21 protein-coding genes and 2 tRNA genes are annotated in these 24,571 nt (G+C 36.8%); 18 read left to right on the forward strand and 5 right to left on the reverse strand.

Going from position 1 to position 24,571, the window contains the following annotated elements; all coding sequences use genetic code 11:
- Window positions 1–20 precede the first annotated feature (20 nt).
- From comD to D8854_RS03745, 4 genes are all read left to right on the forward strand, one after another.
- The gene (gene comD, locus D8854_RS03730; protein ID WP_125449717.1) at window positions 21–1,340 is read left to right on the forward strand and encodes a competence system sensor histidine kinase ComD; all 1,320 of its coding nucleotides are present in this window, start codon (window positions 21–23) and stop codon (window positions 1,338–1,340) included.
- Window positions 1,337–2,089, forward strand: a complete 753-nt coding sequence (gene comE, locus D8854_RS03735) for a competence system response regulator transcription factor ComE (RefSeq protein ID WP_125449719.1) — start codon at window positions 1,337–1,339, stop codon at window positions 2,087–2,089. Before comD ends, comE begins: the two co-directional genes overlap by 4 nt.
- 51 nt (window positions 2,090–2,140) lie before the next feature.
- Window positions 2,141–2,212 (forward strand) — tRNA-Glu (locus D8854_RS03740).
- Window positions 2,213–2,217: 5 nt separating this feature from the next.
- A tRNA-Asn gene (locus D8854_RS03745) sits at window positions 2,218–2,291 on the forward strand.
- A 33-nt stretch (window positions 2,292–2,324) separates the two neighbouring features.
- Here the strand turns inward: D8854_RS03745 and D8854_RS03750 are convergent.
- Entirely contained in the window at window positions 2,325–2,867 is a 543-nt protein-coding gene (locus D8854_RS03750; RefSeq protein WP_125395187.1) for a TetR/AcrR family transcriptional regulator, read from the reverse strand.
- A gap of 129 nt (window positions 2,868–2,996) precedes the next feature.
- On the opposite strand from D8854_RS03750, the gene D8854_RS03755 reads away from it, so the two are divergent.
- Window positions 2,997–5,639 (forward strand): YhgE/Pip domain-containing protein, encoded by a 2,643-nt coding sequence (locus tag D8854_RS03755; protein ID WP_125449721.1) that lies wholly within the window; start codon window positions 2,997–2,999, stop codon window positions 5,637–5,639.
- A 30-nt stretch (window positions 5,640–5,669) separates the two neighbouring features.
- Here the strand turns inward: D8854_RS03755 and D8854_RS03760 are convergent, their stop codons facing one another.
- The gene (locus D8854_RS03760; protein ID WP_125449723.1) at window positions 5,670–8,213 is read right to left on the reverse strand and encodes a YfhO family protein; all 2,544 of its coding nucleotides are present in this window, start codon (window positions 8,211–8,213) and stop codon (window positions 5,670–5,672) included.
- A gap of 61 nt (window positions 8,214–8,274) precedes the next feature.
- Complete coding sequence (locus D8854_RS03765) at window positions 8,275–9,897, reverse strand: ATP-binding cassette domain-containing protein (protein ID WP_125449725.1); 1,623 nt, start codon at window positions 9,895–9,897, stop codon at window positions 8,275–8,277.
- Between the two features lie 195 nt (window positions 9,898–10,092).
- Here D8854_RS03765 and trpS point away from each other — a divergent pair, with 195 nt between their 5' ends.
- Together trpS and guaB are read left to right on the forward strand one after the other, a co-directional pair.
- A complete protein-coding gene (trpS, locus tag D8854_RS03770) occupies window positions 10,093–11,118 on the forward strand; it encodes a tryptophan--tRNA ligase (protein WP_000165453.1) in 1,026 nt (341 codons plus the stop codon).
- A 161-nt stretch (window positions 11,119–11,279) separates the two neighbouring features.
- Window positions 11,280–12,758 (forward strand): IMP dehydrogenase, encoded by a 1,479-nt coding sequence (gene guaB / locus D8854_RS03775; RefSeq protein ID WP_125449727.1) that lies wholly within the window; start codon window positions 11,280–11,282, stop codon window positions 12,756–12,758.
- 49 nt (window positions 12,759–12,807) lie between these two features.
- Here guaB and recF read toward each other — a convergent pair whose 3' ends face one another.
- The gene (recF, locus tag D8854_RS03780; RefSeq protein ID WP_125449729.1) at window positions 12,808–13,905 is read right to left on the reverse strand and encodes a DNA replication/repair protein RecF; all 1,098 of its coding nucleotides are present in this window, start codon (window positions 13,903–13,905) and stop codon (window positions 12,808–12,810) included.
- 2 nt (window positions 13,906–13,907) lie between these two features.
- On the reverse strand, window positions 13,908–14,276 hold the full coding sequence (yaaA, locus tag D8854_RS03785; protein ID WP_125449731.1) for a S4 domain-containing protein YaaA: 369 nt from the start codon (window positions 14,274–14,276) through the stop codon (window positions 13,908–13,910).
- 160 nt (window positions 14,277–14,436) lie between these two features.
- Here yaaA and yfmF point away from each other — a divergent pair, with 160 nt between their 5' ends.
- The 11 genes from yfmF (at window position 14,437) to rpsB (ending at window position 24,507) form a co-directional block, all read left to right on the forward strand.
- Entirely contained in the window at window positions 14,437–15,687 is a 1,251-nt protein-coding gene (gene yfmF, locus D8854_RS03790) for an EF-P 5-aminopentanol modification-associated protein YfmF (RefSeq protein WP_125399225.1), read from the forward strand.
- On the forward strand, window positions 15,684–16,967 hold the full coding sequence (gene yfmH, locus D8854_RS03795) for an EF-P 5-aminopentanol modification-associated protein YfmH (RefSeq protein WP_125449733.1): 1,284 nt from the start codon (window positions 15,684–15,686) through the stop codon (window positions 16,965–16,967). Before yfmF ends, yfmH begins: the two co-directional genes overlap by 4 nt.
- 35 nt (window positions 16,968–17,002) lie before the next feature.
- Window positions 17,003–17,842, forward strand: coding sequence for a cytoskeleton protein RodZ (gene rodZ / locus D8854_RS03800; protein ID WP_185768063.1), 840 nt, complete (start codon window positions 17,003–17,005; stop codon window positions 17,840–17,842).
- Window positions 17,843–17,852: 10 nt separating this feature from the next.
- Window positions 17,853–18,398, forward strand: coding sequence for a CDP-diacylglycerol--glycerol-3-phosphate 3-phosphatidyltransferase (pgsA, locus tag D8854_RS03805; protein ID WP_000712144.1), 546 nt, complete (start codon window positions 17,853–17,855; stop codon window positions 18,396–18,398).
- On the forward strand, window positions 18,395–19,222 hold the full coding sequence (locus D8854_RS03810; RefSeq protein WP_125449737.1) for an energy-coupling factor ABC transporter ATP-binding protein: 828 nt from the start codon (window positions 18,395–18,397) through the stop codon (window positions 19,220–19,222). Before pgsA ends, D8854_RS03810 begins: the two co-directional genes overlap by 4 nt.
- On the forward strand, window positions 19,207–20,046 hold the full coding sequence (locus tag D8854_RS03815; protein ID WP_125449739.1) for an energy-coupling factor transporter ATPase: 840 nt from the start codon (window positions 19,207–19,209) through the stop codon (window positions 20,044–20,046). The genes D8854_RS03810 and D8854_RS03815 overlap by 16 nt, the downstream gene beginning before the upstream one ends.
- The gene (locus tag D8854_RS03820) at window positions 20,039–20,833 is read left to right on the forward strand and encodes an energy-coupling factor transporter transmembrane component T family protein (RefSeq protein WP_000377884.1); all 795 of its coding nucleotides are present in this window, start codon (window positions 20,039–20,041) and stop codon (window positions 20,831–20,833) included. The genes D8854_RS03815 and D8854_RS03820 overlap by 8 nt, the downstream gene beginning before the upstream one ends.
- Window positions 20,834–20,893: 60 nt before the next feature.
- Window positions 20,894–21,709 (forward strand): rod shape-determining protein MreC, encoded by an 816-nt coding sequence (gene mreC / locus D8854_RS03825; RefSeq protein ID WP_001078970.1) that lies wholly within the window; start codon window positions 20,894–20,896, stop codon window positions 21,707–21,709.
- A 2-nt stretch (window positions 21,710–21,711) separates the two neighbouring features.
- Window positions 21,712–22,206, forward strand: a complete 495-nt coding sequence (gene mreD, locus D8854_RS03830; protein WP_001237915.1) for a rod shape-determining protein MreD — start codon at window positions 21,712–21,714, stop codon at window positions 22,204–22,206.
- Between the two features lie 93 nt (window positions 22,207–22,299).
- Entirely contained in the window at window positions 22,300–23,505 is a 1,206-nt protein-coding gene (gene pcsB, locus D8854_RS03835) for a peptidoglycan hydrolase PcsB (RefSeq protein WP_125449741.1), read from the forward strand.
- A gap of 222 nt (window positions 23,506–23,727) precedes the next feature.
- The gene (rpsB, locus tag D8854_RS03845; protein WP_000268475.1) at window positions 23,728–24,507 is read left to right on the forward strand and encodes a 30S ribosomal protein S2; all 780 of its coding nucleotides are present in this window, start codon (window positions 23,728–23,730) and stop codon (window positions 24,505–24,507) included.
- Window positions 24,508–24,571 lie beyond the last annotated feature (64 nt).

Raw genomic sequence — 24,571 nt, forward strand, 5'->3', positions numbered from 1 at the left:
AAAAATTAGGGTAGGAAATAATGAATTTATTCGGATTGGCAATAGTTATTCTAGGTCTTTTTATTCTTAGCAGAAATTATGAATGGATTTGTAAAACAACTAAAAAAGAATTATATGTGTTCAGCATTTGGCTATTTATATTACAGTTAGTAGTTGAATTTTTCTTTTATTTTGTATCTTTACATGGATTAGGGGGAGAGAAATTTTTATTCCCTTTAGTGATATATGGTTATTTAAGAGGATTAAAGAAATATGATAAGTATAAAGGAATTTTTATTAGTTTATTAATTTCTCTTTTATATCACACTACCCATACATTCATATCGGTAACTTTATCCTCTATAACAGGAGATCAATTAGCATTACAACATGAAGATCTTTTCTTTTTGGTAGTTTTGTTATTAACCTATTTTATAATTAAAAAAATTATTACCTATTTCAACCTAGAACTTAAATATTTTGACAAAGAATATCTCTATTCTTTTTTGAAAAAAGTGCTATATGTATTTATCTTCCTGCATATCGTCTCTTTTATTTCAGATATCGTGAGTACTATTTCTCATTTAAATAGTTTTGGAAGTATTTTATCATCCGTAGTTTTTGTTGGGCTCCTTTTAACCTTCTTTGCAATGAACTCTTACAAGGTTCAAATTGAAAAAGAGATTGCTCTAAAACAAAAGAAATTTGAACAAAAACATTTACAGACTTATACTGACGAAATTGTGGAGTTATATAATGAAATTCGAGGTTTTCGTCATGACTATGCAGGGATGCTTGTCAGCATGCAAATGGCGATTGACAGTGGAGATTTACAAGAAATTAACAGGGTTTACAATGAAGTCCTAGTAAAAGCAAATCAGAAATTGAGGTCAGAAAAATATACTTACTTTGATTTAAATAATATAGAAGATTCTGCTTTACGAAGTTTAATTGCTCAATCGATTGTCTATGCACGAAAAAATGATGTAGAGTTTACATTGGAAGTAAAGGATATCATTACTAGACTGTCAATAGATTTACTTGATCTTGTTCGTATCATGAGTATTTTATTAAACAATGCTGTTGAAGGTGCCGCAGATAGTTACTTGAAACAAATTGAAGTCGCAGTCATTAAAATGGATTTTGAAACAGTTATAGTCATCCAGAATTCATGTAAAATCACTATGACGCCTTCAGAAGACTTATTTGCCTTAGGTTTCTCTACCAAGGGAAGAAATAGAGGTCTAGGGCTTAATAATGTCAAAGAGATTTTAGATAAGTATGACAACATTATTTTGGAAACAGAGATGGAAGACAACACATTTAGACAAATTATTAGATTTAAGAGGGAATTCGAATGAAAGTATTAATTTTAGAAGATGTTATTGAGCATCAAGTGAGACTAGAGAGAATATTGAATGAAATCTCGGAGGAATCAAATATTCCTATTTCTTACAAGACAACAGGAAAAGTTCGTGAGTTTAAGGAATATATTGAAAACGATGAAGTAAACCAGCTTTATTTCCTAGATATCGATATTCACGGAATTGAGAAAAAGGGTTTTGAAGTGGCACAGTTTATCCGCCATCACAATCCTTATGCTATTATTGTCTTTATTACCAGTCGATCTGAATTTGCTACTTTAACTTATAAGTATCAGGTATCAGCTTTAGATTTTGTAGATAAGGACATCAATGATGAATTGTTCAAAAAACGTATCGAGCAGAGTATCTTCTATACCAAAAGCATGCTGCTTGAAAACGAAGATGTTGTAGACTATTTTGATTACAATTATAAGGGAAATGATTTGAAAATCCCCTACCATGATATTCTGTATATCGAAACAACAGGTGTTTCTCATAAGTTGCGGATTATTGGTAAGAATTTTGCCAAAGAATTCTATGGAACCATGACAGATATTCAGGAAAAGGACAAACATACCCAGCGCTTTTATTCTCCTCATAAATCTTTCCTAATCAATATTGGAAATGTTAGAGAAATTGATCGAAAGAATCTAGAAGTTGTCTTTTATGAAGATCATCGCTGCCCCATCACTCGTTTGAAAGTTCGCAAGCTGAAAGATATTCTAGAGAAAAAGTTTAAAAAGTAATTGACAATTAGTAAGAAATTGATATAATGGTTATATCTGCTACAGATAGATGGTCCGTTGGTCAAGGGGTTAAGACACCGCCTTTTCACGGCGGTAACACGGGTTCGAATCCCGTACGGACTATTTTATCCGCCATAGCTCAGTTGGTAGTAGCGCATGACTGTTAATCATGATGTCGTAGGTTCGAGTCCTACTGGCGGAGTCAGATAAAAAGAACACCACCCGGTGTTCTTTTTTAGTTGACATCACCTAACATTTTCATAAGGAAGTCTGTCATTTCTTGCGGACTTTCTTTTTTTCCATGGGCAATCCAAGTCTGGCAAACACCAAATAGGGCATTTGTTAGATAAATGCTACTATATTCGAGTTCAATTGGATTTAGTTGTAGTTGCATAAAACGTTTCTGAAGATCAGTGCTAAGCATAATATGCAGTTTATTTCTCAAGAAATTTTGAATTTCTTTTGTCCCATTTTCAGATAAAAGAGCAGCTAATAGTGGCTCAGACTCTAAATATTCAAATACTTCTAAAATAGCATCTCTTTTATGATGAGCATGTTTTTGGAAAATATACTCAAAGGTATGAAATAGCTTACTTTGGTAGTGCTCAATCATATCATACTTATCCTTGTAGTGAGTGTAAAAGCTGGAACGACTAATTCCGGCTTTTTCTGCTAACTTGACAGTAGAAATTTGATCAAAGGGTTGGTCCATCAATAATTGAACCATGGCATTTTCGATGATTCGCTTTGTTTTTAAACGTTTGTTGCTTTCTTTCATAATTCTTCCTCTTGCACAAAAATAGACTATGTGTCTAAAAAAATCATTTTTTACCTTGTAATTTGGATTTTTTGATGTATAATCTATTATATCAAAATTTTAGACAATATGTTTAAAAAAGGAGGAAATATGTTTAAAGAATGGAAAGCAATATTTAAAAAACCGACCTTTATCATTGTAATGATAGGGATTTCTCTCATTCCAGCTTTATACAACATTATATTTTTATCATCTATGTGGGATCCTTATGGCCAATTATCCGAGTTACCTGTGGCAGTTGTCAATAAAGATAAGGAAGCTTCTTATAATGGACAGACAATGACAATTGGTGATGACATGGTGTCTAATTTAAAAGAAAATAAGGCTTTAGATTTTCATTTTGTTAATGAAGAGGAAGGGGAAAAAGGGCTAGAAGATGGTGACTACTACATGGTAGTGACTTTACCAGGTGACTTATCTGAAAAAGCTACTTCTATCCTAACGAATCATCCTGAACAGATGCAAATTGATTATCAGACGTCAAGTGGACATAGCTTTATTGCAAGTAAGATGAGTGATTCTGCAATGACACAATTAAAACAAACCGTCTCCACTAATGTTACCGAAACGTATACCAAGGCTTTATTTCAAAAAATGAATGACTTAAAGTCTGGGATAAATAAGGCAGCTGACGGAAGTGAACAATTGGCTAATGGAGCCAATCAGTTGGTGACGGGAAGTCAAACATTGACGACAAATCTTAATACTCTAGCTAACTCAAGTGTAACTTTTTCAAATGGAGCGGAGCAGTTTACTAAAGGATTATCCTCTTATGTCTCTGGTGTTGAACAACTTCATCTTGGCTTAGGGAATTTTAATAGTGGTTTAGTTACATATACTGGTGCAGTGAGTCAATTAGATAGGGGATTAGGTCAATTATCTTCTAAAAGTCCTGAATTAGTAAGAGGAATCAATCAGTTATATACTGGTGTAGAATCCTATACTGGCGGTGTTTCTCAGCTTAATGCTGGTCTTAATCAATTTTCATCTGGTGTTAGTGCCTACACCAATGGAGTGGGAAGTCTTGCAACAGGTGCTAATCAGTTATCTAATCAATCAGCTACACTTCGAATGGGGGTGGAGCAATTAAGTGAAGGGATTCAACAACTTTCTAGCAAGTTAGATGCTTCGTCTGGGAAAAAAGATCAAATTAATCAATTATCTTCTGGTCTGAATCAGTTAAATCAAGCTATTCAAAATATTGATGTTGGAGATACAAAACAATTAGATTCTGTTTTATCAAGTATAGTATCTCTTTCTAATCAAATGTTAGCAAGTGCTCAGTCTGATAAAGCAGCTACATTAGCAAATATTCAATCGACAGCAGCTTATCAATCCTTGACAAGTGAGCAACAAGCTGAGATAAGTGCTTCTGTATCTCAAAATTCGACTGATAGTATTCAATCGGCTCAGTCAATTATAGCTTTAGTACAAGGTTTACAGGGAAGTTTAGAAAACTTACAAAATCAATCTTCAAATCTTTCGACGTTAAAAAATCAAGCTAATCAAGTATTACCTATTGCTTCTACTTCTTTGACAGGATTGTCAAGTGGATTAACAGAAATACAGGGAGCAGTGACGAGTAAATTAGTTCCTGCTAGTCAGTCGATTGCATCAGGTGTAAATGCATATACTGCAGGTGTTGATAAAGTTTCTCAGGGCGCAAGTCAACTAAGTGAAAAGAATTCCACCTTGACAGGTAGTTTGGATCAACTAGTTTCAGGCTCAAACACCTTGACACAAAAATCTTCTAGCTTGACAGCAGGAGTTGGTCAATTAGTTGAAAAAACTCCAGAATTAGTATCTGGTATTGAAAAATTATCAACTGGCTCTAACCAATTGAATCAAAAGAGTCAAGAATTAATGGCAGGAGTTGATAAATTACAATCAGGATCTGGTCAATTAGCAGACAAATCCAGTCAGTTACTTTCAGGTGCTTCTCAATTAGAGAATGGAGCTAATAAATTGGCAGATGGATCTGGGAAACTTGCAGAAGGTGGAACAAAGTTAACTTCTGGATTGGAAGATTTACAGGCAGGAGTTGCTTCTTTAGGACAAGGACTAGGTAATGCTAGTGATCAACTCAAATCAGCATCAACAGAATCTAAAAATGCAGAGATTTTGTCAAATCCACTCAATCTTTCAAAAATAGACAATGATCAAGTTCCTGTAAATGGGATTGCTATGGCTCCTTATATGATATCAGTCGCTCTCTTTGTCGCTGCATTATCAACAAATATGATTTTTGCTAAATTACCTTCAGGTCGTCATCCTGAAACTCGCTGGGCTTGGTTCAAATCTCGCTTTGAGATAAATGGAGTTATAGCTGTTTTAGCCGCTGTCTTAGTCTATGGTGGCGTTCATCTTATTGGTCTAACAGCAAATCATGAAATGAGAACCTTGTTCTTAATTATTATCGCAAGCTTAACATTTATGTCTATGGTAACTGCATTAACAACATGGAATAGCCGTATAGGAGCTTTCTTTTCTCTTATTTTGCTTTTATTACAGTTAGCATCAAGTGCAGGTACCTATCCACTTGCTTTGACAAATAATTTCTTTAGAGCTATTAATCCTTGGTTACCAATGAGTTATTCGGTTTCTGGATTACGACAAACAATTTCTATGACAGGAAATATTCATCAACAAGTCATTTTCCTTATTATAATACTAGTTTTCTTTACTGCTTTAGGTATGCTAGCTTATCAACCTAAGAAAATGGAAGAAGATTAAAAAGATTGACCAATTCCTTGGTCAATCTTTTTATGTCTTAGATAAATTTCGTATGTGATTATAGATCCCAAAAAGAAGAAGGGCAGTTAGTGAGCAGGCTGCTCCAATAACAAAACCATTGGGGATAAAGGAAAGTGTAATGGTGCCTTTTCCCTTTGGAACATCAACTTTCATAAAACCAGTTTGAACCTGCTTGATTTCAAGTTTTTTCCCATCTTGGTATGCAGACCAACCTTTGTCATAAGGAATAGTGAAGAAAATAGAGGTATCTTGTTTAACTTCGTATGTAGCAAAGACTTTATTTTTAGAGGTGGATACTTCTACAGGTTGTTCTTTAATCTTTTGGATTGCCTCAGTTAAGACCTGAGTATCTAAACGATAGAAGGTTGGAGATTCAAATGACACTTGAGAATTTCCAGGAAAGCTAACACTGATATTGAAAGCTTGTCGTTCTTCAGTATAACCCAAATTAAAGAAATTAAATGCATTGTCAGTTGTAAAAGTCTTTTTTTCTCCATTGACAATGATGTCAACTTTCTTTTGCTTATCGTTTGTAAAATGAAGATTTGAAAAAGAGAGATAGACTTGACTATTTTGAGGAACCTCAATTTGATAATCAATCTTTGCATCTTCATTCGCAGAACCTGTGATGCTGGTTAAACCATCTGAAGTATCTGTTTTATCATATGCTATTTGGGAGAAGTAATCCAAGTTGAGATTAGCAAGCTGGTTTATAAATAAAGCTTGATTATCTAGAGTGTGATTATTAAAGTTGACATCGGTGTAAATAGATTGAGTGGCAAAGGCAACGGGTAAAGAGAGTTGATTTTTATATAAGGTTAAATGATCCTTTTGATAAATCTCTTGAAAGCCATACTTATCAAGTGAAGTTTCAGAAATATTGTACTGGATTCCAAATAAACTATCTGCTAAAAGACTGTTATTAGCATAACGGAGATTGAGGTTGGTTCCAGAGGATTTGAATCCCAGTTTATCCAAACTAGTGCTAGCTGAACGATTTCGTACAGACGAGAATTGAGAGATTCCGTTGTAGTTAAATTTCATACTGTCATTTCCTGTCTGAATTTGCAGTTTCTCAGTACGTGTAAATGGATTGTCAATTTGGTTTAGAATAGATTCCATAGTGGTGATATCCCTATTATAGGCGCTACGAGAAGCAAAGGCCCATTCTTTAGCTATTCCTTCCATTTGAGATGATGCATTTAAGCTTATCTCAGCTGTTATAAATAAAGACAAAAGAATTGCAAACAGATTTACAGAGATAAATTTTCTAATGACTGCAAGAAGTAAAAGAGCATAAACTAGTAGAAATTCAAGAGTGAGTAGGATATTCAAATCAGTTAAAAAAGAATAGTGTGATTTTAAATAGACAGTAGCCAAAAATCCTGTTAGTACAAGAAAAAGTGAGATAAATAGATTCCAGAGCTTCAGTTCTTTCAGACGATTTAAGACTTCTGCTGCAGTATAAATTAACAGAGTGGAAAAAATCCAAGCATAGCGATGCAAAAACATATTTGGGGTGTGCATCCCTTGCCAAAATAAATCAAGTGCTTCTATGTAAAAGCTTGTTATTAAAAAAGTAAAGAAAATTGCATAGGTAAGTTTCACGTGAAACCTTATGGATTTTATTGTGAAAAATAGAATGGTCAAAATAAAAGGAAGTAATCCAACAAAAATCATTGGTATAGATCCATACTTAGTTGTATCAAAAGATCCAATGAATTGTTTTGCGAAAATATCCAGATACCAGCTACTATCTGTCTTTAATTTTGTGATGGCAGTCAACTTCTCACCATGAGTTTGTAAATCAAACAGTGTAGGAAGAGTCATAATCAAACTAGCCATTCCAGCTAAAAAGGAGGTAACAACAAAATCAAGAAAAGATGATTTTCGAGTTTTAAAGTCCCAAGAAATTTGGCAGATATACCAGAAAATTAGAAACAAAGCTGTCATGTAGCCAAAATAATAATTTTGAATAAACAAGATTGACAGACTTGTAAAGTATAGTAGGTGCTTCTTTTCTGTTATAAGCATGTGTAAGCCAGTTATAATTAAAGGAATCAAGATGAAAACATCTAGCCAGGTTTTTATCTCTAACTGACTGACAGTGAAGCTCATTAAAGCATAGGAAGTAGATAAGGCCAGTTTTAAAAATTTTGGGGTATCTTTAAATAATCTATTCAAACTAAAGAAGGTTGACAGACCAATCAATCCAAATTTTAAAAGAGTTGTCAGATAAACAGCATCTGGCATATTCGACAGATTAAAAAAGTAAACCAGAGGCGAGAGAAAACTACCCAAGTAATAACTAGATAGAGCATAGAAATTCAGTCCGAGACCACTTGTAAAAGTGTAAAACAAACTACCATTTCCATGTAGAATATTTCGTAAAGCTACATCAAAAATAACGTATTGATGGAAACCGTCTCCTAATAGTGGAGATGTATCGCTATTCCAGTAGATACCTTGAGATAGGTATACTCCTGTCATAATTACTACAGGAATGATAAAAGAAACAAAATAGGTCCGATATGTTTTAAAAAATGATTTCATGTTACCTCATAGAATGATAGAAAACTCAGTTGGTTAACCCAACTGAGTTTTGAAGTCTTATTTAGTCTTTCCAAAGGTCTTTGACTTTTGCTTGTACTTCTGCATTTTCTAAGAATTCATCATAGGTTTCATCGATACGATCGATGACGCCATTCTTAGACAAAACAATAATATGGTTTGCCAAAGTTTGAATGAACTCGTGGTCATGGCTGGCAAAGATGATTGATTCTTTAAAGTTTTTCAATCCATCGTTCAAGCTTGAGATAGATTCCAAGTCCAAGTGATTTGTTGGATCATCAAGTACAAGGACATTTGATTTCAAGAGCATGAGTTTTGAAAGCATGACACGCACTTTTTCTCCCCCTGATAAGACGTTTACAGGTTTGTTAACCTCATCTCCAGAAAAGAGCATACGACCAAGGAAACCACGTAAGAAAGTATTGTCATCTTCTTCTTTACTTGCAAATTGACGCAACCAGTCAAGAATTGACTCTCCTCCTGCAAAATCAGCCGAGTTGTCTTTTGGCAAGTAAGAACGGCTAGTAGTAACTCCCCACTTGACAGTTCCTTCATAGTCGATGTCACCCATAATTGCACGAATTAATGCAGTTGTTTGGATGTCATTTTGTCCAATAAGAGCTGTCTTGTCACCTGGACGCAAGATGAAACTAATATTGTCTAGGATAGTTTCGCCATCAATCTTTACAGTTAGATTTTCTACTGTCAAGAGATCATTACCAATCTCACGTTCTGCTTTAAAGTTGATAAATGGATATTTACGACTAGATGGCACAATTTCTTCTAGTTCAATCTTGTCAAGCATTTTTTTACGAGACGTTGCCTGTCTTGACTTAGAAGCGTTGGCAGAGAATCGAGCAACGAATTCTTGCAATTGTTTAATTTTTTCTTCCGCTTTGGCATTACGGTCTGCTAGCAATTTAGCAGCAAGCTCAGAAGATTCCTTCCAGAAGTCATAGTTTCCGACATAGAGTTTGATTTTTCCAAAGTCAAGGTCGGCCATGTGAGTACATACTTTGTTTAAGAAGTGGCGGTCGTGGGATACAACGATAACGGTGTTATCAAAGTCAATCAAGAAGTCTTCTAACCAAGTAATAGACTGGATATCAAGACCGTTGGTCGGCTCGTCCAAGAGAAGAACATCAGGTTTACCAAATAAGGCTTTAGCAAGGAGAACCTTCACTTTTTCACCATTGGCCAATTCGCTCATGTTTTGGTAGTGCAATTCTTCTGGAATATTTAGGTTTTGAAGTAGTTGAGATGCTTCGCTCTCTGCCTCCCAACCTCCAAGTTCGGCAAATTCACCTTCAAGTTCAGCTGCACGAACACCATCTTCATCGGAAAAATCTTCCTTCATGTAAATAGCATCTTTTTCCTTCATGATGCTATAAAGTTTTTCATTTCCCATAATGACGACATCAATGACACGCTCATCTTCATAGTCAAAGTGATTTTGACGGAGGACAGAGAGACGTTCATCTGGACCAAGAGAGATGTGGCCAGTTGTAGGTTCGATATCACCAGCTAGAATTTTTAAGAATGTAGACTTCCCAGCACCATTAGCACCAATTAATCCGTATGTATTTCCTTCTGTAAATTTGATGTTGACATCATCAAAAAGTTTGCGATCACTAAAACGTAGTGAAACATCAGATACTGTAAGCAATGTTTTTCTCCTATAATATGTAATACATTTATTCTACTAGAAAAGAGAGAAATATTCAAATTTTTGTTTGTCAATTTTATGTCAATTAAGTTTACAGGTTTATTTACAAAGAGTTAGTTGTTTGATTTAAATAATTTTCTGTTATTTTAACAAAAAAATGCTATAATTGAAGAGACCATTTCGAAGGAGAAAAAAATGACGAAACCTATTATTTTAACAGGAGATCGCCCAACAGGAAAACTGCATATTGGACATTATGTTGGGAGTCTTAAAAATAGAGTATTACTGCAGGAAGAAGACAAGTATGACATGTTTGTTTTTTTGGCGGACCAACAAGCATTGACAGATCACGCCAAAGATCCTCAAACGATTGTAGAATCGATTGGGAATGTTGCCTTGGATTATTTAGCAGTTGGATTGGATCCAAGTAAATCAACTATCTTTATTCAAAGTCAAATTCCAGAGTTGGCTGAATTATCTATGTACTATATGAATTTGGTTTCACTAGCTCGTTTGGAACGGAATCCGACAGTAAAAACAGAGATTGCTCAGAAAGGATTTGGAGAAAGTATTCCGACAGGATTTTTGGTTTATCCAATTGCGCAAGCAGCTGATATCACAGCCTTTAAGGCTAATTATGTTCCTGTAGGAACAGACCAAAAACCAATGATTGAACAGACTCGTGAAATTGTTCGTTCTTTTAACAACGCATATAACTGTGATGTTTTGGTGGAACCAGAAGGTATTTATCCAGAAAATGAGAGAGCAGGACGTTTGCCTGGTTTAGATGGAAATGCCAAGATGTCTAAATCCCTTAATAATGGTATTTATCTAGCTGATGATGCGGATACCTTGCGTAAAAAAGTCATGAGCATGTATACTGATCCAGACCATATTCGAGTCGAGGATCCAGGTAAGATTGAAGGAAATATGGTTTTCCATTATCTAGATGTTTTTGGTCGTCCTGAAGATGCTCAAGACATTGCTGATATGAAAGAACATTATCAACGAGGTGGTCTTGGCGATGTGAAGACGAAACGTTATCTACTTGAAATACTCGAACGCGAACTTGGTCCTATTCGTGAGCGCCGTATCGAATTTGCTAAGGATATGGGTGAAGTGTACAATATGCTTCAGAAAGGTAGTGAAAAAGCTCGTGAGGTTGCAGGGCAAACTCTATCTGAAGTTAAGGGAGCAATGGGACTAAATTATTTTAAATAATAGATAAAATATGAATCGTAAAACTATCTCTTCCATAGAATCACAGGGATAGTTTTTTATGTTTTCTGTTATAAATATAATTGACAAATTTTCATAGAATGGTATGATAGATACAACACAAAAAGAGTCAAGCTCAAAAAGAAAGAAAAGAGGAAACTTCAATGTCTAATTGGGATACTAAATTTTTAAAAAAAGGTTTTACCTTTGATGATGTATTGCTCATTCCAGCAGAAAGTCATGTGTTGCCTAATGATGCAGATTTAACAACAAAATTGGCAGATAATCTGACTTTAAATATCCCAATTATAACAGCCGCGATGGATACAGTCACAGAAAGTCAAATGGCTATTGCCATTGCTCGTGCGGGTGGTCTTGGAGTAATCCATAAAAATATGTCTATTGCGCAACAGGCAGATGAAGTTCGCAAGGTAAAACGTTCTGAAAATGGTGTTATTATCGATCCATTCTTCTTGACTCCAGAACATACTATTGCTGAAGCAGACGAGCTGATGGGACGTTACCGTATCAGTGGTGTTCCAGTTGTGGAGACACTTGAAAATCGAAAATTGGTTGGTATTCTAACAAACCGAGATCTTCGCTTTATTTCAGACTACAATCAGCCAATCTCAAACCACATGACCAGTGAAAATCTTGTCACTGCTCCTGTTGGTACAGATCTTGCAACAGCTGAAAGCATTCTTCAAGAACACCGTATTGAAAAACTTCCTTTGGTAGACGAAGAAGGTCGTCTTTCTGGCTTGATTACTATTAAAGATATTGAAAAAGTGATTGAATTTCCAAATGCGGCTAAAGATGAGTTTGGTCGTCTTCTAGTTGCTGGTGCGGTAGGTGTCACTTCAGATACATTTGAACGTGCCGAAGCCCTTTTTGAAGCAGGTGCTGATGCAATTGTTATTGATACTGCTCATGGTCACTCTGCTGGGGTTCTACGTAAAATTGCTGAAATTCGTGCTCACTTTCCAGACCGCACTTTGATTGCAGGTAATATTGCAACTGCAGAAGGAGCGCGTGCCCTCTTTGATGCTGGTGTTGACGTAGTAAAAGTTGGAATCGGACCAGGTTCTATCTGTACAACTCGTGTCATTGCAGGGGTTGGTGTCCCACAAGTAACAGCAATCTACGATGCAGCTGCAGTCGCACGTGAATATGGAAAAACAATCATTGCAGATGGTGGAATCAAGTACTCTGGAGATATTGTGAAAGCCCTTGCTGCAGGTGGAAATGCAGTTATGCTTGGTTCTATGTTTGCTGGAACAGACGAAGCGCCAGGTGAGACGGAAATCTTCCAAGGACGTAAGTTTAAGACCTACCGTGGTATGGGATCAATCGCTGCAATGAAGAAAGGTTCAAGTGACCGTTACTTCCAAGGTTCTGTCAATGAAGCAAACAAACTCGTTCCAGAAGGAATTGAAGGTCGTGTTGCCTATAAAGGTGCAGCAGCTGATATTGTCTTCCAAATGATTGGCGGTATTCGCTCTGGTATGGGTTACTGTGGTGCAGCTAACCTTAAAGAATTGCATTACAACGCTCAATTTATTGAAATGTCGGGTGCAGGTTTGAAAGAAAGCCATCCTCATGATGTACAAATCACTAATGAGGCGCCAAACTACTCTATGTAAGAAGAAAAGAACTCCTGAATTTTAGGAGTTCTTTTTGTTTACAAAGTTGTCAATGTGGGTTTGCAGATACTTTACCATTTTGGATATTGAAGATACTAAGATTTTCTGGCAAATTTTGCAAGTGGTCTAAACTTGTTGTTGTGATAAAGGTTTGGATAGATTGTGAAATCGTTTCTAATAATTTTAGTTGTCTAGTGTTGTCAAGTTCACTCATAACATCGTCAAGTAGTAATATTGGAGATTCTTTAGTAATACTTTCCATTAACTCTATTTCTGCTAATTTTATAGAGAGTACAAGACTACGATGTTGACCTTGACTTCCAAAACTAGCATCTATACCATTGATATAGAAAGTAATGTCATCTCGATGAGGGCCGACACCAGTATTCTTTTTATATAAATCTCTTGATCTACTTTTCTCTAAAGCAATTTTAAAAGAACTTGTTAGCTGTTTTTCATCAGTGAAGTTGACAGATGATTGATAAGATATTGACAACTCTTCTAATTTATTTGAGATTTCTAAGTGTTTTATTTGACCAAATTTCTCTAAGTCTTTAATGAATTTTATCCGATGTTTTATGACGCGACAACCATACTCTACTAACTGTTCATCTAAGACCGACAGAAATGTTTCGTCAATCTTATGGTTAGATTTTAGATACGTATTTCTTTGCTTGAGTATATGGTTATAGTTTGACAGGTCTGACAAGTAGATTGGTTTAATTTGTCCCAATTCTATATCTATAAACTTTCGGCGAATGGAAGGTGCTCCTTTAATTAGCTGGAGATCTTCAGGTGCAAAGAGGACAACATTCATATGTCCGATATAGTCTGATAGGCGAGCTTGTTTTAAGTGATTGACTTTAGTCACCCGCCCTTTTGGTGTTAAATCAATTTCTAGAGGGATAGAGCTTGTTTTTTTCTGTAGCAAGCCAGAAAGATGAAGTTGCTCTTCATCAAAATGAATGAGATTTTTATCTGTCCGAGTACGATGACTACGTGTCAAGGCTAAGAAATAGATTGCTTCTAGAATATTAGTTTTTCCTTGTGCATTTTGGCCTAAAAAGACGTTCAATTTTGGATTAAAATCAATTTTTGCCTCTTTGTAATTTCGAAAGGTTTTAATTGTTAAATGTTGAAGCCACATAGTTATCTTCCTGGAAAACGTGGAGCTTGTTTGAATTTAGGTGATGAAGTAGTTTTTTGTTTTTCTTTCTTGACACCTTTATTCATCTCTTTGACAAGTTTAGCAATTCGTTCTTTTTCGATCTTATCTGCTTGGTATTCTTCTTGCTCTTTTAAACTTGGTTGTGTCAAGGTGATGTCAATCTTTAAATCAGGAATGTCAATCGTATCTCCAACACGAATTTTTTTTCCACGTCTATTTTCTAATTCACCATTAAAGTAAACTTGATGCTCTATTAGAAAGGATTTGATAGCACCACCGCTTTGTATAATTCCAATCTCTTTTAGGAGGGCTTGGAGCGTAATAAATTCTTCAAATAATTTGTATTCCATAATTCACCTCAATCTTTGGTATTATACCATATTTTCCCTGAAATAGCTGAAGGAAAGTCAGTCGAAATGAAAACGATTTTACTTTTGAAAGCTATAAAGAGAACAAGAAAAATTTTGATTTTCGTGGTATAATAGAACTCTATATGTAAGGAGGTAAGGTATGGAGTTGGTGCCTGGAATTTCAGCACATTTTATTCAATCCAAAAAGTTTAAAACAAATAAAATCACTATTCGTTTTACTGCTCCCTTATCTCTTGAGACAATAGCAGGACGCATGTTAAGTGCAAATATGTTGGAGACGGCAAATCAAGCTTATCCCACATCACAAGCATTTCGCAGATACTTGGCAAGTTTATATGGAACAGATATTTCCACAAGTGCTTATCGTAGGGGACAGGCACATATTCTTGACTTAACATTTACTTATGTGAGGGATGATTTTTTAAGTAAAAAGAATGTCTTGACTTCTCGAATTTTGGAATTGGTGAAACAGACTTTATTTGCTCCCTTAGCTCAAGATGGTGCTTTTGAGCTAGCCTTATTTGAAATTGAAAGAAAACAGTTATTGGCTAGTTTAGCTACTGATATGGATGATTCATTTTATTTTGCTCATAAGGAGTTGGATAGCTTGTTCTTCCATGATGAGCGTCTTCAATTGAGATACAGTGATTTACGAAATAGCATTTCAAATGAGTCTCCAGAAAGTAGCTACACGTGCTTTCAAAATGCTCTGAAGAATGATCGTATTGATTTCTTTTTCTTAGGTGATTTTAATGAAGTAGAAGTGAAGGAGTGGTTGAGGTCATTCTCCTTTACTGGGCGTCAAATCGATGTCAAGCCTCAGTACCAACAACCATATTCAAATGTCCTTCGGGAAGGAATGGTTCGTAAGAATGTGGGCCAATCTGTTTTGGAATTGGCTTACCATTGTTCTACGAGCTATGGAGACAAGCATCATTTGGCCATGGTAGTAATGAATGGTCTGTTAGGTGGTTTTGCTCACTCTAGGCTTTTTACAAATGTTCGGGAAAATGCTGGTCTAGCCTACACTATCTCCAGTCAATTGGATTTATTTAGTGGTCAATTGAGGATGTATGCTGGCATTGATCGGGAAAAGCGCAATCAAGCCAGAAAACTGATGAATCATCAATTACTTGAACTAAAGAAAGGTAATTTTACAGATTTGGAGATTGAACAGACTAAGGAGATGATTCGCAGAACCTTATTGCTTGCGCAAGATAGTCAGAGCTCACTAATCGAGCGAGTTTATTTGAATAGTCTGTTAGGGAAATCTACATCAGATTTTGACAGTTGGATTGAAAAATTAAATCAAATTGACAAAGAAGCTATCTGTAAAGCAGCAAATAGTGTTCGGTTACAAGCGATATACTTTATGGAAGGAATAGAATGACACCAGTTACCTTTGAAGAAAAATACTATCCTGCTGTAAAGGAGACGGTTTATCAGACTCGTCTATCAAATGGATTGACAGTATCTCTCCTTCCTAAGAAACAATTTAATGAAGTTTACGGAGTTGTAACAGTTCAATTTGGATCAGTAGATACAAACTTTACATTATCTGAAAAAGGTTTACAGTGTTATCCAACTGGAATTGCACATTTTCTTGAACACAAACTGTTTGAGAGAGAAAATGCTGAAGATATTATGGAGTCTTTTACACGCTTGGGAGCTGATAGCAATGCTTTTACAAGTTTTACAAAGACGAGTTATTTGTTTTCAACAATAGATCATTTATCAGAAAACTTGGATTTGCTTGAAGAATTGGTAACAGTTGCTCACTTTACAGAAGAGTCAGTTGAGCGAGAGCGGGAAATCATTCAACAAGAACGTGAGATGTACCAAGATGATCCAGATTCGCGCCTGTTTTTTGCAACATTAGCAAATCTTTATCCCAATACTCCTCTGGCAGCAGATATTGTTGGAAGTGAAAAGTCAATTAACAATATCCAGCTAAATGACTTAAAAAATAACTTTACAGCCTTTTACAAACCTGTAAATATGTCTTTGTTTTTAGTTGGGAATTTTGATGTAGATACAGTTAAGAACTATTTTTCGCAAAAGAAACTTAGAAACTTGGAAGAAATGGTAGTAAGGAAGGAGAAGCTTACTTTACAAGCTGTCAAAGAAAGAGATAACCTTCGGATGGAAGTCTCTTCACCAAAACTTGCTGTTGGAATTAGGGGAGCAGGTGAGGTGGCAGCAGAAGATTGCTACCGTTATAATATTTTGCTAAAATTATTGTTTACGATGATGTTTGGTTGGACTTCTGAGCGATTTCAAAAGTTATATGAGAATGGGAAGTTAGATGCGTCATTGTCACTTGAGGTTGAAGTCAACAGTCGCTTTCATTTTGTGATATTGACGATGGAAACGAAAGAACCTGTTTCGTTGTCGCATCAATTTCGAAAGGCTATTCGCAACTTTACGAAAGATTCAGATCTTACAGAGGAACATCTGGATCTTGTTAAGAGTGAGATGTTTGGGGAATTTTTCAGTAGTATGAACTCCTTGGAGTTTATTGCGACACAGTATGAACCAGTCGACAGAGGAGAAACTATTTTGGATTTACCAAAAATTTTACAAGAAATTACTTTAGACGATGTTCTTGAAGCAGGTCATCGTTTGATAGATGATGGTGATCTAGTTGATTTTACAATCTTTCCAACCTAAAAGATGACTAATACTAGAAAGAAGGAATGGTACGTATGAGAAAAAAAACAATTGGTGAGGTGCTGCGTTTAGCTAGAATAAACCAAGGATTGAGTTTGGAAGAATTGCAGACAAAAACTGATATTCAGATGAATTTATTAGAAGCTATGGAGGCAGATGATTTTGATCAACTCCCTAGTACCTTCTACGCTCGTTCTTTTTTGAGAAAATATGCTTGGGCAGTTGAATTGGATGAACGAATTATTTTGGATGCCTATGATTCAGGAAGCATGATTACCTATGAAGAGGTAGATGTTGATGAAGAAGATTTATCCGGTCGTAGACGATCAAATAAGAAAAAGACTTCTTATCTGCCCTTGATTTATTTCATTTTATTTGCCTTGTCGATTTTAATTTTTGTGACTTATTATGTTTGGAATTATATCCAGACTCAACCAAGTCCTTCTTCAGCTAATTATAGTGTTGTGAGCTCAACTAGTTCCACAACCTCATCTAGTTCCACAACCTCATCTAGTTCATCTTCTAGTAGTCAGACGTCTAGCCCATCTTCTACTACGGAATCAACTATTACAGTGTCAGGCGAAGGAAACCGCATTGAAGCTCGGTATAAAACGAGTAAGGAAACAGCTACGGTTCAGCTGGCAGTTTCGGATGTAACTAGCTGGGTTAGTGTTTCAGGAAGCGAGCTAGAGGGTGGTGTGACACTATCCGCAGACAATAAAAATGCAAAAACAACAGTTTCAACTAAGAATCCCGTTACTATCACCTTAGGTGTAGTGAAGGGAGTTACTGTGACTGTAGATAATCAAACAGTTGATACTTCCAAGTTGACGACTCAGACTGGAACTGTAACACTTACATTCACTACAGACTAAGGAAGAAACAATGAAAAAAGAACAAATCCCTAATGTATTAACAATTGGTAGAATTCTCTTTATACCTCTCTTTATTCTTATTTTGACTTTTGGTCATTCACAAGGCAGTCACCTGCTGGCGGCAATCATCTTTGCAGTTGCTAGTATAACGGATTATCTCGATGGCTATCTTGCTCGAAAATGGAATGTAGTCAGCAACTTTGGAAAGTTTGCAGATCCGATGGCCGATAAGCTGTTGGTTATGTCAGCTTTTATCATGTTGATTGAGTTAGGTATGGCTCCAGCTTGGGTTGTTGCTATTATCATCTGTCGTGAACTTGCGGTGACAGGCTTGCGTTTGTTGCTTGTTGAGACGGGAGGGACAGTTCTAGCAGCAGCGATGCCAGGGAAAATCAAGACCTTTAGTCAGATGTTTGCTATTATCTTTTTGCTCTTACATTGGAATTTAATTGGTCAGCTGTTGCTTTATATCGCTTTGTTTTTCACTATCTACTCTGGTTATGATTATTTCAAGGGTAGCGCTCATGTATTCAAAGGGACATTTGGTTCGAAATGAAATCAATTATTGAAGTAAAAGATCTGTCTTTTCGTTACAAGGAAGACCAGGAACATTATGACGTTAATAATGTCTCGTTTCACGTGAAACGTGGAGAATGGCTTTCGATTGTAGGTCATAATGGGAGTGGGAAGTCAACAACTATTCGTTTGATTGATGGCTTGCTTGAAGCAGAGTCTGGGGAAATCTGGATAGATGGCCAACTGCTGTCCTCTGAGAACGTTTGGGACTTGCGTCGACAAATTGGTATGGTTTTTCAAAATCCAGATAACCAATTTGTAGGGGCGACTGTTGAAGATGATGTTGCCTTTGGTTTAGAAAATCAGGGACTTCCTCGTGAAGAAATGAAGAAGAGAGTGGCTGAATCTTTGAAGTTGGTAGGTATGCTGGACTTTAAGAAGAGAGAACCAGCTCGTTTATCTGGTGGACAAAAACAGCGTGTGGCTATTGCGGGAGTTGTTGCCCTGAGACCAGCTATTTTGATTTTGGATGAGGCTACAAGTATGTTGGACCCCGAGGGACGAAGAGAACTGATTCAGACAGTTCAAGAGATTCGAAAAGATCACCAGATGACAGTCGTCTCCATTACACATGACTTAGAAGAAGTTGCGATGAGTGATCGTGTCTTGGTCATGAAAAAAGGCCAAGTGGAGTCAACCAGCAGCCCAAGAGAACTTTTTTCTCGGACTGACCTTGACCAGATAGGGTTAGATGAGCCTTTTACTAATCAATTGAGAGAATCTTTGAGAGAGACGGGTTATCAGTTGCCGGATGGCTATTTGACAGAAGGAGAGCTAGAGGACAAGTTATGGGAATTACTCTAGAAAATGTGAGCTTTACCTATCAAGAGGGGACTCCCCTATCTTCATCAGCCTTGACTGATGTTTCCTTGACGATTGAGGATGGCTCCTATACAGCTTTAGTAGGTCACACAGGTAGTGGGAAATCAACGATTTTACAGCTTTTAAATGGCCTATTGGTACCAAGTAAGGGTTCTGTTCGAGTTTTCGATACTGTCATTACTCCTACATCAACCAATAAAGAAATTCGCCAGATTCGAAAGCAGGTTGGTCTAGTGTTTCAATTTGCTGAAAATCAGATTTTTGAAGAGACTGTTTTGAAAGATGTGGCGTTTGGACCGCAAAATTTTGGAGTTTCTGAGGAAGAGGCCAAGAAAATTGCGCGTGAAAAGTTAGCCTTGGTAGGCATCAATGAGTCACTCTTTGAGCGCAGTCCTTTTGAACTTTCGGGTGGTCAGATGAGACGTGTGGCTATAGCAGGTATGCTAGCCATGGAGCCAACTGTCTTGGTTTTGGATGAGCCTACAGCAGGGCTAGATCCTTTGGGCAGAAAAGAATTGATGACCTTGTTTAAAGAACTCCACCTTGCTGGAATGACAATCGTTCTGGTAACGCATTTGATGGATGATGTAGCTGAATATGCTGATCAGGTCTATGTTATGGAAAAGGGGCGTTTGGTCAAAAGTGGTAAACCGAGCGAAGTTTTCCAAGATGTAGCCTCTATGGAAAAGGTGCAGTTAGGTGTGCCTAAAATCACAGCATTTTGTAAACGTTTGGCAGATAGAGGTGTAGCTTTTAAAAAATTGCCAATCAAGATAGAGGAGTTTAAGGAGTCGCTAAATGGATAGTATGATTTTAGGGCGTTATATACCGGGGGATTCCATCATTCATCGCTTGGATCCGCGTAGTAAATTGCTTGCCATGATCCTGTTGATTTTGATTGTATTTTGGGCCAATAATCCTCTCACCAATCTCGTTCTGTTTGTAGCGACAGGTATATTTATCGCTTTGTCAGGCGTTTCCCTTTCATTTTTCATTCAGGGATTAAAATCCATGTTCTTCTTGATCGCTTTTACGACTCTTTTTCAGCTCTTTTTCATTTCAAGTGGAAATGTCCTATTTGAGTTTTCTTTTATAAAAATAACGGATTATGCTTTGCAACAAGCGGGAATCATTTTCTGTCGTTTTGTGTTGATTATTTTCTTTTCAACCTTGCTAACATTAACGACCATGCCTTTGAGTCTGGCAGCCGCAGTTGAAGCTCTTTTAGCACCGCTGAAACGTGTGAAAGTTCCCGTTCATGAAATTGGTCTTATGTTATCAATGAGTTTGCGTTTTGTTCCAACCTTGATGGATGACACAACGCGAATTATGAATGCTCAAAAAGCCCGTGGAGTTGACTTTGGCGAAGGTAGCATCGTGCAAAAGGTAAAGGCTATGATTCCAATTTTAATTCCTCTTTTTGCGACGAGCTTAAAGCGTGCAGATTCATTGGCAATAGCCATGGAAGCGCGTGGTTATCAGGGAGGAAAGGGTAGAAGTCAGTATAGACAGTTGAGATGGAGTCAAAAGGATACACTGGCAATTCTTGTGATTTTGATACTGGGATGTTTCTTATTTTTCTTAAAATCTTAGCAGGTTTGTAGGATTGATAAGAAGCTCACAGTAGCAGGTTTTTAGTATAAAGGTAGGAATATGAACCGTTTTAAAAAATCAAAATATCTAATCATCGTTTTTGTCACAGTTCTGGCAGTTTCTGTTCTATTAGTGACAACCTATTCAAGCGCTATTGTGACGAAACTAGGAGATGGGATTTCCTTAGTAGATAGAATTGTTCAAAAACCCTTTCAGTGGTTTGATACTTTCAAATCGGATTTGGGACATTTGACGCAGACTTACAATGAAAATGAGAGTCTAAAAAAACAGCTCTATCAACTAGAGGTGGAGTCTAATCAATCAGAAAGTTTAAAAAATGAAAATGAACAATTACGTCAGTTGCTGGATATGAAGTCAAAATTGCAGGCTACAAAAACCATTGCAGCAGATGTGATTATGCGGGCTCCAGTATCTTGGAAACAAGAGTTAACAATTGATGCGGGAAGTTCAAAAGGAGCTTCTGAAAATATGTTGGCCATTGCAAACGGGGGTTTGATTGGTAGTGTTTCAAAGGTGGAGGATCATTCAACAACGATCAACCTATTGACAAACACCGAAAATTCAGACAAAATTTCTGTTAAAATCCTGCATGGTTCTACTGAAATTTACGGGATTATCGTTGGTTATGATAAGGAATCTGAACTGCTTAAAATTAGTCAATTAAACAGCAACAGCGACATTAGCGCGGGAGACAAGGTGACTACAGGGGGGCTTGGAAACTTTAATGTTAAGGATATCCCTGTTGGAGAGGTTGTTGCTACAACACACAGCAGTGATTATCTAACAAAGGAAGTAACAGTAAAGTTAAGTGCTGACACCAAAAATCTTCACGTGGTAGAGTTAGTGGGGAATTAGCAATGAGACTGTTAAAACAAATTGGTATTTTCTTTTTACTCCCTTTTGTCGTACTAATTGATGCACATATTGGACAATTAGCGGGATCCTTCTTCCCTCACTTTCATTTAGCAAGTCATTTTCTGTTTTTATTTCTCTTGTTTGAGACAATTGAGGTTTCAGAATATCTCTATCTAGCTTATTGCGGTATAGTGGGTTTGGTGTACGATATCTATTTTTTCCACTTGATAGGAATTGCGACACTTCTATTTATCTTGATAGGTGCTTCGCTCCATAAATTTAATAGTGTAATTTTGCTAAACCGTTGGACAAGAATGTTAACAATAGTTGTGATGAGTTTCCTATTTGATATGGGGAGTTATCTTCTTGCCCTTGCTATGGGATTGACAGTAGAATCGATGCCAGTTTTCATCGTCTACAGTCTTGTCCCATCAATGATTTTAAACTTTTTATGGATGCTTATTTTCCAATATATTTTTGAAAAATGTTATCTATAAGAAAGAAATAAAAATGTAACAAAGGCGTAATATTTATTATGTCTTTTTTTGGTATACTAGTAATGTCTTAAATAGAAGGAGTATCTACACAATATGAAGAAAAAAATCTTAGCGTCACTTTTATTAAGTACAGTATTAGTGTCTCAAGCGGCAGTATTGACAACTGTCCACGCTGAAACAACTGATGAAAAGATTGCTGCTCAAGATAGTAAGATTAGTAATTTGACATCTCAACAAAAAGAAGCTCAAAAACAAGTAGATGAAATCCAAACGCAAGTTACAGCTATCCAAACTCAACAAATGAACTTAGAAGCTGAGAACGAAACTCTACAAGCTGAATCTAAAAAACTTGAAGGAGAAATTACAGAGCTCTCTAAGAACATTGTTGCTCGTAATGAATCTTTGGAAAAACAAGCACGTAGCGCACAAACAAACGGTGCTGCAACTAGCTATATCAATACAATTGTAAACTCAAAATCAATTACAGAAGCTATTTCACGTGTTGCAGCGATGAGCGAGATTGTATCAGCTAACAACAAAATGTTGGAACAACAGAAGGCTGATAAAAAATCAATTGCTGAAAAACAGGTTGCAAATAATGAAGCAATCAACACTGTCATTGCGAACCAACAAACGCTTGCTGACGATGCACAAACATTGACAACAAAGCAAGCTGAGTTGAAAGTTGCTGAGTTGAATCTTGCTGCTGAGAAAGCAACTGCAGAAGGCGAAAAAGCTACTTTGCTAGAACAAAAAGCAACTGCAGAAGCAGAAGCAAAAGCAGCGGCTGAAGCAGAAGCAGCTTACAAAGCTCGTCAAGCAAGCCAACAACAATCAGTAGTTGCTTCAGGAAATACAAGCTTCTCTGCTCAAGTACAGGCAACATCAACAACTGACGAGGAAGATTCAAGCTACACTCCGGCACCTGCGCCAGCGCCTGCTAGACAACGTCCAACTTACAGCTCAAATGCTTCAAGTTATCCAACTGGTGAATGTACTTGGGGAGCTAAAACATTGGCACCTTGGGCTGGAGATTACTGGGGGAACGGAGCTCAGTGGGCAACAAGTGCAGCTGCAGCAGGATTCCGTACAGGTTCAACTCCACAAGTTGGTGCGATTGCATGTTGGAATGATGGTGGTTATGGACACGTAGCGGTTGTTACAGCAGTTTCATCATCAACTCGTATCCAAGTATCAGAATCAAACTACGGTGGAGATCGTACAATCGGAAACAAACGTGGATGGTTCAACCCAACCACAACTTCTGAAGGTTACGTAACATACATCTATCCAAACTAATGTATAAAACGAAGAGACTCAATCGAGTCTCTTTTAATGTTTTTATCCGAAAGTCCTACTAAAATTCTACTAAATAGCTTGAAAATACTGTTGAAATATGATAAAATAAAACCTGTCGTGTAAACGATAATACTCATTCTTGATGAATTGTGAAACTGTTGCCCTTGGGTCGTTTTGCAAGTTGAAATCGAGAAGAGGAAAAAACAAAAAGGAGAAATACTCATGGCAGTAATTTCAATGAAACAACTTCTTGAGGCTGGTGTACACTTTGGTCACCAAACTCGTCGCTGGAACCCTAAGATGGCTAAGTACATCTTCACTGAGCGTAACGGAATCCACGTTATCGACTTGCAACAAACTGTAAAGTACGCTGACCAAGCATACGACTTTATGCGTGATGCGGCAGCTAACGATGCAGTTGTATTGTTTGTTGGTACTAAAAAACAAGCTGCTGACGCTGTTAAAGAAGAAGCAGAACGTTCAGGTCAATACTACATCAACCACCGTTGGTTGGGTGGAACTCTTACTAACTGGGGAACTATCCAAAAACGTATTGCTCGTTTGAAAGAAATCAAACGTATGGAAGAAGAAGGAATCTTCGACGTTCTTCCTAAGAAAGAAGTTGCACTTCTTAACAAGCAACGTGCACGTCTTGAAAAATTCTTGGGTGGTATCGAAGACATGCCTCGTATCCCAGATGTAATGTATGTAGTTGACCCACATAAAGAGCAAATCGCTGTTAAAGAAGCTAAAAAATTGGGAATCCCAGTTGTAGCGATGGTTGACACAAACACTGATCCAGACGATATCGATGTAATCATCCCAGCTAACGATGACGCTATCCGCGCTGTTAAATTGATCACAGCTAAATTGGCTGATGCTATCATCGAAGGACGCCAAGGAGAAGATGCAGCAGCAGTTGAAGCAGAATTTGCAGCTTCAGAAGCTCAAGCAGACTCAATCGAAGAAATCGTTGAAGTTGTAGAAGGCGATAACGCTTAATTCATATAAATAGTAATTACCTAGGAGGGCGGGGCGTAGCCCGGCTCTCCTATTTTTAAAAAAT

Source organism: Streptococcus mitis, assembly GCF_003943905.1.
GTDB classification, from domain to species: Bacteria; Bacillota; Bacilli; order Lactobacillales; family Streptococcaceae; genus Streptococcus; species Streptococcus mitis_BC.